The 8,014-nt window shown below is 62.5% G+C and carries 6 protein-coding genes; 2 read left to right on the top strand and 4 right to left on the bottom strand.

The window, feature by feature from the left end; translation table 11 throughout:
• Positions 1 to 311: 311 nt before the first annotated feature.
• From E8A74_RS51295 to E8A74_RS51285, 3 genes are all read right to left on the bottom strand, one after another.
• Positions 312 to 1,466: a tyrosine-type recombinase/integrase gene (locus tag E8A74_RS51295; protein WP_136936528.1), complete on the bottom strand. Its 1,155-nt coding sequence runs from the start codon at positions 1,464 to 1,466 to the stop codon at positions 312 to 314.
• Positions 1,463 to 1,777 carry a helix-turn-helix domain-containing protein gene (locus E8A74_RS55875; protein ID WP_136936527.1) on the bottom strand — a complete coding sequence of 105 codons (315 nt, stop codon included), beginning with the start codon at positions 1,775 to 1,777 and terminating at the stop codon, positions 1,463 to 1,465. The genes E8A74_RS51295 and E8A74_RS55875 overlap by 4 nt, the downstream gene beginning before the upstream one ends.
• A gap of 66 nt (positions 1,778 to 1,843) precedes the next feature.
• Complete coding sequence (locus E8A74_RS51285) at positions 1,844 to 2,776, bottom strand: hypothetical protein (protein ID WP_136936526.1); 933 nt, start codon at positions 2,774 to 2,776, stop codon at positions 1,844 to 1,846.
• A 119-nt stretch (positions 2,777 to 2,895) separates the two neighbouring features.
• Between E8A74_RS51285 and E8A74_RS51280 the strand changes: the two genes are divergently transcribed.
• Both E8A74_RS51280 and E8A74_RS51275 read left to right on the top strand, forming a co-directional pair.
• Complete coding sequence (locus tag E8A74_RS51280) at positions 2,896 to 3,162, top strand: helix-turn-helix transcriptional regulator (RefSeq protein ID WP_170230023.1); 267 nt, start codon at positions 2,896 to 2,898, stop codon at positions 3,160 to 3,162.
• On the top strand, positions 3,162 to 5,009 hold the full coding sequence (locus tag E8A74_RS51275; protein ID WP_136936524.1) for a ParB/RepB/Spo0J family partition protein: 1,848 nt from the start codon (positions 3,162 to 3,164) through the stop codon (positions 5,007 to 5,009). The genes E8A74_RS51280 and E8A74_RS51275 overlap by 1 nt, the downstream gene beginning before the upstream one ends.
• 84 nt (positions 5,010 to 5,093) lie before the next feature.
• On the opposite strand, the gene E8A74_RS51270 is transcribed toward E8A74_RS51275, so the two are convergent.
• Complete coding sequence (locus tag E8A74_RS51270; protein ID WP_136936523.1) at positions 5,094 to 7,100, bottom strand: hypothetical protein; 2,007 nt, start codon at positions 7,098 to 7,100, stop codon at positions 5,094 to 5,096.
• Positions 7,101 to 8,014: the final 914 nt, after the last annotated feature.

Raw genomic sequence — 8,014 nt, 5'->3', positions numbered from 1 at the left:
AATCCGCTGGAGGTTCAGTGTCCAGCACGCTCGCAAGAAGATGGGGCACGCATACCCACAGCCAGCGCATCCCGCGCTGCCCGTCGCAGCGTGAAACAGTCAAGACCCCTGTGTCGAGGAACTAGGGCTGGACCAAGCGAGGATGCCCTCGATAGCGCGGTCGAGATCAGCGAGGGATAGGTCGCGGCCGAATCCGCGGACCCAGTCGCAGGGGATACGGCGACTACGCACGTGAACGAAGGTGAACTGTAGGCCTTGCGGACCCGGGTTCGATTCCCGGCGCCTCCACTCAATTTCTTCGGGAAACCTCGCTACTTTTGCTTCGACCTCCGCTCATGTGCCGTGTATGTGCCGTGAGCTTGCACGGCGCCCTCGTCGGGCGTGGAAGGACCGTCGAGGAGTTTGACGGCACCACGACGGACGTCCGGGGACAGGTGCGCGTAGCGCATCGTCATCTCGATCGTCGCGTGGCCGAGGAGCTCCTGGATCGCCTTGAGGGCGACCCCCTTCATGGCGAGGTGGCTCGCGAAGGTGTGACGGAGCACGTGCCAGCCGATCCGACGTAGGTCGGCGCGACGGCACGCTCGCCAAAGCGGGTGCTTGCACTCGCCCTTCTTCAGCATCCGGCCGTTCTCTGCGCAGAAGACGAGCGGTCCGCGCAGGTGACGGAATGCCTTGAGGATGCGGAGCACCTCCTCCCCGAGCGGCACTTCCCTGCCCTTTCCGTTCTTCGGGGTTCCGACGATCCCATCGACGACGGAGCGCCGAACGAAGAGCCGCCCCGCGGCGAGGTCGACGTCCTCCCACCGAAGCGCGAGGAGCTCGCCCTGCCGCAGCCCCGTCCGCAGGCCCACGACGATCATCGTGTGCCATAACGATGAGTCCGCTGCACTGGTGAGCCGGGCTGCCTCCTCGAAGCTCAGGAAGTCGAAGGGCTGTTCCGGGACGCGGAGCCAGCGAATGACGGGCACGGTCCGGAGCTTGCCCCATTCGACGGCCAGCGCGAGCACCCGGCGCAGGACCGTGAGGTGATTGTTCACCGATTTCGGTGACAAACCCTCCGTGAGCTTTCGGGCCTTGTAGGTCTCGACCTCCTTCGGCCCGATTGCATCGAGGCGCAATTTGCCGAATGCAGGCATGAGATGCACCCGGAGGATTGCTTCCTTCGACCGTACCTCGCTCGGCTTATTGTTGTTTTTTGCGTACGTCGACAGAAACTCCGCGCCGAATGTCTCGAACCGCGGGGCCTCCTCCACCACCTCCTTCTCGACCTTGGGGGAGCCATTGACCAGCTCGGCGCGCAGCTCACGCTCGTACTGCTCGGCGGCCCGCTTGTTCTGGACCGGGGCGACCTTCCGCACCCGTTCCCGCCGGCCGTCCTTGTGCTCCACCACCACGTCGATCATCCAGCATTCCTTGGTCACGCCCGTCTCCGGATCGCGCCATTTTCTACGTCTCACGCTCATCGTGAACCTCTCGAGCGCGAGACGCGACCTTGACCCTCGGAGAGCCAGCGTAGCACTGCGTCGCGGGAAATCCGGATGGTTTTACCGAGGCGACGTACGCCGGGGATGTCGCCGCGCGTGATCAGGTTGTAGACGGTCTTGCGATCGACGCGGAGGAGGGCGGCGAGTTCGTCCGCGGTGAGGACAGCAGGGAGGGCGGGGGCGGGGGTGGGCTCGCCTTCGGTGCCGGCCGGGGCGACGTGTGACCGCTGGACGGGCGGCGTGGTCCCGGCAGAAGGTGCGTCGTGGGATGTGGGGTCGTCGTTGCCCATGCAGAGGGCGTAGCGCTGCGTGGGGCAGCGGGTCCTGCAAAGGGCGCGGGGTCTGTTGCAGGAGCTTCAGCTGGCGCTCGAGGATGGCGATTGTACGGCACGAGGGGCGGTCAGCTCGTCCGCTATTTTGCGGAGCCAGGATGCGACCTCTACGCGCCGAGACTCTTGGTCGAGCTCCTTGAACGCGTCGCCGAAGAACCCGTGCATGCCTTTCTCCGCGTGCCGGACCAGGTATTCCAGCAGGTAGACTGTGAACAAGGGGTCATAGTCATGCACGAGCTCCGCCTCTTCGGGGTACCGCATCAGGCCGCTGCTTTGCTCGCGGCCTTCGAGCAAGCTGAGAAGAGACTGGCTCGTGCGCGCCTTCACGGGCGTGATACGCAGTTGATGCATCGCGGTTACGATGCGCTCGAACCGGCCCTTCGTTCCCTCGATGCTTACGGGGTCGAGCGCAGCGGCCAAGATTGTATCGCACTGGTCCGAATCGACGGGCAACTCGGCCATTGCACAAGCGTCCTTGATGAACGACTCTATCTGTTGGCGGAAGCTCGCATTGAAGGCGTGACCCGTGTCAGGTAGCCCCTCTCTCTGGCGCGCGATCCGCAGATTCTGCCATTCATCCTCTTTCTGGTTGACGAAGGCGCTCACCCGCTGCGCAGCACGGGCCGCTCGGAGTGCAATCACCTTGCTTTGACGCGTATCCCGATACTTCAGAAGGACGTTGACGACCTTTTGTAAATGGGTGTTGGTATCAAAGATGGTGTGAACCTCGAGCTGCGCATCGCGATCGTGGGGTACAATGCTCGGATCCGCGTGAAACCTCTGCTCGTGCTCGATCGCCAGGCGAATCAACTCCACCACGGCCTCTGCGACGGTGCTCGGCGTGAGCGGTTGAGCTTCTTCGCGGTGCACGCCTTCCGGGGGACGCCCTGCGGGTTGAGGGCTTCGCTCAGCACTGGCCGCATACGTCCCGGTTGATGTGTCGCCTTGCTCGCTCATGGGGTCCCGGCCTTCCTCGCCCCCGCAACCTACCACCTTGCCGTTGCAGGAGACCAGCGCCCGCAACGTGGGAAACGTGGGCCAACCGGGCCGGTGGTTCGGCCCGAGGAGGTACCCCCATGGATGACATGCTCGACTACGCGGGCGCGGCTGAGCTGACCGGCCTAGCACGCGGCACGCTGAGGTCGATGGTAGCTCGCCGGCAGATCCCCCATATCCGGCTGGGCGCGCGTCTCGTGCGGTTCCAACGCAAGGATCTCGAGCGGTGGCTCCGGCAACGGTTGGTTCCGTCCAAGGACGGTCGCACGCAGCCCCAGGTTCCCGAGGTACCCGCCTCTGCGGAGACAGGCGCCTTCGCTCGCCACCCGGCGAAGGTGAGTGCGTGATGAAGCACCTGTCATACGATAGCTATCTGGCCATCCGTGCCGAACTCGAGGGCAAGCTCGACCACGTTCCAGTGGGAGAGAGGGTGTGTATCGATGCATTCTTGGTAGCAGTCGCCGAGCTCGAGTTGTTCTACGGGGACATCGACGCCGCGGAGATCGAGTCCCGTCTGCTTGACATAGAAGAGAAGCGCCAAGCATTGCTGTGGGAGGTCCCCCTCCTCGTCGAGCAAGGGCGGCTTCCTGTTGCGGTCCTCGCAGCCGCCAGACAGCCTATGGTAGCGGCTCTGCCTGCCAGCCCCGCCGTTACAATGGCGTCCGTAGCAATCGATGTAGGGACCGCAATCGCGGTTTGCGTCTCGAAGGTGATGGGCACCCTTCGGGAGCAAGGAACGGACGATGAAAACGCACTGGTGAAGGTGTTCGACGAGGCTCATAACCAGTACAATGCAAGTCACCACGACCCGTCGATGGAGGCTCGCCAGGGAGCGGAACGCGCTTGGATGGACGCCACGCGCGCGCTGCTGCCCGCTATTGCACGACGAGACCCAGAGTTTTACGCAACCCTCTCAGGGCACGTGCCGGGGCCGACGTCCCCCACGGGCGTAGCCGTACCCCCCGCTCCTGCCCCTCCTCCGTCTGCTCCGCCGATCCCGAGCTGCCTCGGAAAAAGGCGATTTCGCACAGACGTCCTGGATCCGAGGAAGCTCGGGCAGTACTGGCGAAACAACGAGATCTTTCCGCTCGCCTCCGAGAACGACGCGCGCTTCCGTGAGCTTGTCCAGGACGTACGAGATCACGGCATCACGAGGCCGCTCGTCGTGACAGGGGAGAACTGCGCGAGCGCGCCGGGCACCGTACTCGGTGGTCACCGCCGCCGCCGCGCCGCGATCGACGCGAATCTGCGAGAAGTACCGGTCGTGGTCCACGATGGCCTCACGGCAGACGAGGAGTACGAAATCTTCCTGCGCGACAACCTCGCCGACCTGCACGGACGCAAGCTCTCGCCCAAGCAGAAGGCCGACCTCGAGAAGCGGTTGGCAGGGCTTCACACCGTCGGAAAGGGGAGGCGCACCGACCTGAAGACCTCGGTTAAAAATAACCAAGGTGACGGGGCACCGGCGTCAGCACCCGGCGGACCGCAAACGACCCGTGCCAAGGTTGCGGCCGAGGTGGGCGACTCGCCGAGCACCATCACGGCACGGCAGACGTGTTTCTTCTCGCCCTTATCGACGGAGGCCTTGCGCGAAGCGGTTGACGCGCGGAAGCTCAAGGAAAACCCGGCGGCCGCGATCATCCGCAGCGTGCAACGCGAACCGGGGATCCGCGAGGCTGTGAAGGCCTACGAGGCCGGGACGGTGACCGCTACCGACCAGGCCAAGCTGGAAGAAGCGCAGCGGCGTGTCGATGAGGAGCTGGCGAAACGGCTGGCGACGCCAAGGAAAAAGAAAACACCGAAGGCTGATGCGGCGGCGGCCGAGACCGAATCGTCAAAGCCACTTCCTGCCGGCGGGGATGCGCCTCCGGCAGGGGCGCCGCCCATCTTCCAAGACCGACCAGAGCTCGAAGAGGGATTGCGCCATCTCAAGGCGAGCCACGCGCTCTTTGTCTCGGTTGCCAATGGCTGGGCTAAGGGCCCCGGTCGCGATATTGCGAAGGCGGCTCCGGCGATGGTGGCGATCGTGAAGCAGCTCGGCGTGATGATCGAGCAGGTGAGAGATACGTTGATACCGCGGGAGGTGTGTGCGGCCTGCGATGCAGAGAGTGAGGAGTGTGCCGTTTGTGGTGGGACGGGGTGGCTATCCAGGACACCACAGGAGACAGTTCGACGGGGTGGATCGAAGGAGTGAGTCGCGACTTGGCCTGCTGCTGCTGACCCACCTGATTGCATATCGCCGGTGCTATCGTAGGACCGGCGCTACGCAATCTGCCCCCTATAAAGAAGGGCGTATTCGGCGGGCTAGCTCAATGGCTTCGCGGTTTTGCATGGCAACAAGGCGATCGAGGAGCATCATAAATGCCTTACGCTGGTCGTCCCGCAGCTCAAGCCCATCCCCACGGTCTATCTCGACCTGCTGGAGGAGAAAGACGAGGGCCTCTTGTGCCCGGTCATCTTCGATCCATTGCGCCAGTTTAGAAGTCGCTACCCACCGAAGCCCATCGCGACGCGCCACCTTGAAGGCCGGGGCCTGAAGCATCCAGAGAAAGTCCTTGGCACACCAGGAATGCTCCATGGCTAATGCAGCCCACCGCTCCCAGTATGGCAAAAGGACCGATGCTACCTGCGAGCGCTCGGCGGTCCAAGCTTGGCCGAACTGGATGCCGTGAGGCCGAAGAAAGGCCCTGGCAACACTTATGCTGCTGAATCCTTCCGCTTCTCGGTCCAGCCATCGGCCCTCGCGTATCGCGTATTTGAAAATTTCCTTCCACGCGTCGACGAAGCTCGCGGTAGCAGGAACCTCAGCAAAACCTTCGAGACACAGGTTGCTGACGAAGGATTCCGCCCAATAATATCTCGTAGGAGGACGTGAGAGCCACGGCTCCCACAACCGCCTCCTCACGGCCGGATCGGGCTCGCGAACGACATAGGCGGCGCACCAGCGAGCGATTGTATCCTCGATGGGCAGGGGCGTCGTTCGAGATTTTTGCCGGGAAGGCGCGAGGCCGCGAGGTTTTGTATCCCTGGACATAACCTCCTTGAAGGCAGTTCGTGCTCGGCCGAACCACCCTTTATGGCCTCGATCGTCGACATCAGAGCCCTGAGGTCGCAACCGCGTGCTCCTCATCTCGGGTTGCTCGGGTGTGTCCTCCTGGTCCTCTCCTAAATCCCGCAGGATCACGTCATCAAGCCGTCCCATCGTGTCGACAACGAATTTACGATCCCTGGCCTTCAGATTGCCAGCCTCGCTGGGCAACCATGCCATAGCGGATACGAGAGCGGCCAAATCAAAGCCTTGATCCCAACCTTGCGCTTGCACCCAGTCCGGCCACTTCCTTGGTCGTCGCAATTTCGCAGGCCACTCAATAGCGAGACGCGGCCAATCCTCTGGCAACAGCGGCAAGGTTCCCCGCACGAAAGCATTGGCGAAGTGGCTGAACGCACCATCAACGTTGGGGGATGTATCGGGAGGACCTGCCCATCCAATATGGCGCAAGCGTGCGAACAGTACGGCGAGGTGCAGTAACCGGGAGAAATCATCGCCAAGCCGTCGACGAAACGACGCCAATTCTACAAACATCCGGCTTCGATAATCGTACTTAGCGTCGCCGGCGAGATGATGATTTGCATGGTGATAACTCGCACCGACCAAAATAGCCACAGCAGAGCGGCACTCGTGATCCTCTGGCGCGCTACTCCACAGCGCGCCGATCGCATGTGCGCAGAATCGATCCCACGATCCGATCGGACTGGGGAAAGGGTGCTCTAACATGCTGAACGACGCATGCTTGGAACAGGCCGAAAGTATCCATTCTTTACATCGAGCCTTCCAGGGAGGGTGCTCCTCTAACCAGGATGGCATTTTGACGAGCGCCACCGCTGCAACAGCGCACCGAACCGTGTACATGTCACCCGTTAGCCATTCCTCATCATCAGGCCCATCGGCGTGGGGGGACGCCTCGGCCCCCGCCGCATACTCCAGCAGAGGGCGCAGATCGTGCGCGGAAACCTCGGCAGCCCCATCCAACACGTGCCGGCAGTATTTTATCGCCGCCGCCCGCTGCCACCGGGGCGCAGCCTGCTGTGTTTCCTGCATTTCACTTATCGCCAAATCCTGCACGTCCTGCGGCGGCCGGAACTCCCACTGGGCCTGCGTCCCGTCTCCAGTCCATTTCCAGTTCCCTGCATCGAAGTAAGCAATATGGAATGCGAGTGCCCTCGCGTCGACCGGATCGCTAACGCTCGGCAATAAGCGAATCCAGTCCTGACGCGCGGCCTCCAAGAATGGCCAATCTAGCTCACGCGACTGAAACAACTCCAGTACGACCGCAAAAAAGTCGACATACCTATGTGGCATGTCATGCCACTCCTTCGCCCTCCTCCAAGCCGATTCCGATTGGCCCTGCCATGCGATCATGGCCGCGTCGCGATCATTCTTCCCCCTGGGACTGGAGCGTTCGTGAGCCCAGCGGTACAGATCCGGACAGCCAACCAATGGCTCAAGGGGTCCACCGAGTAAAGAGGGGTTCTTGAGCGCCACGCTTAGCAGCACGCCAACGATGGCCGCGGAATTACTACTCTCAAGTAGGTACGCCAACGCCGTCCGATTCAGATCTCCACGCATATCCCTATCGTAGAGCCATCCCTCAAGGGTCATCAATGCAGCGCTGGCCCAACAGGGGGTATTTGCGTGCCCAACACTCCACTCAAATACACGACGGTCGCCAAGGTAGTATTTGGTTCTGTTGCCGACAAATAGTGCGATCCGAGGTCCGTCCGAGTCGCGCTTGAGCGGAGCATCGAGCTCTTCCGAGGGCGCGACGAATCGAGCGCGCTCGCTGTCTATTCTCCATCCCTCTACCCAACGCTCGGTAACGAAGTCGAGAAGGCGAACCACGAAGCTCAGACCAATTGTTGGATACGTTTCGAGTAGACGTCGGGCCGGTGAAAAGTCAGGGGACGGGGGTGATTTAAGCCAGGGGGAGTCCGCGAGTCCAAGCCTGTCACGCAGGGAGCAATAATTGTAGGTGTCACGAGGCGTGGGTCGCTCAATAAGTAGAGCTAAGAAGATCGTATCACCTCGCTCACCCCCGTCTGGACGCCGGCCCGCTGCCGTGGCAGGCGCCGCGCGCACGCGCGTTCGTCCGGCCGCCGGGCGCATCGAGCTTCGACAGCAAGCGCGCGCAGACGTCTGCG

The organism is Polyangium fumosum, from assembly GCF_005144585.1.
Lineage (GTDB): Bacteria > Myxococcota_A > Polyangia > Polyangiales > Polyangiaceae > Polyangium > Polyangium fumosum.
Note: the sequence above shows the minus strand (reverse complement) of the source record. Positions and strands in the feature narration are given on the sequence as shown.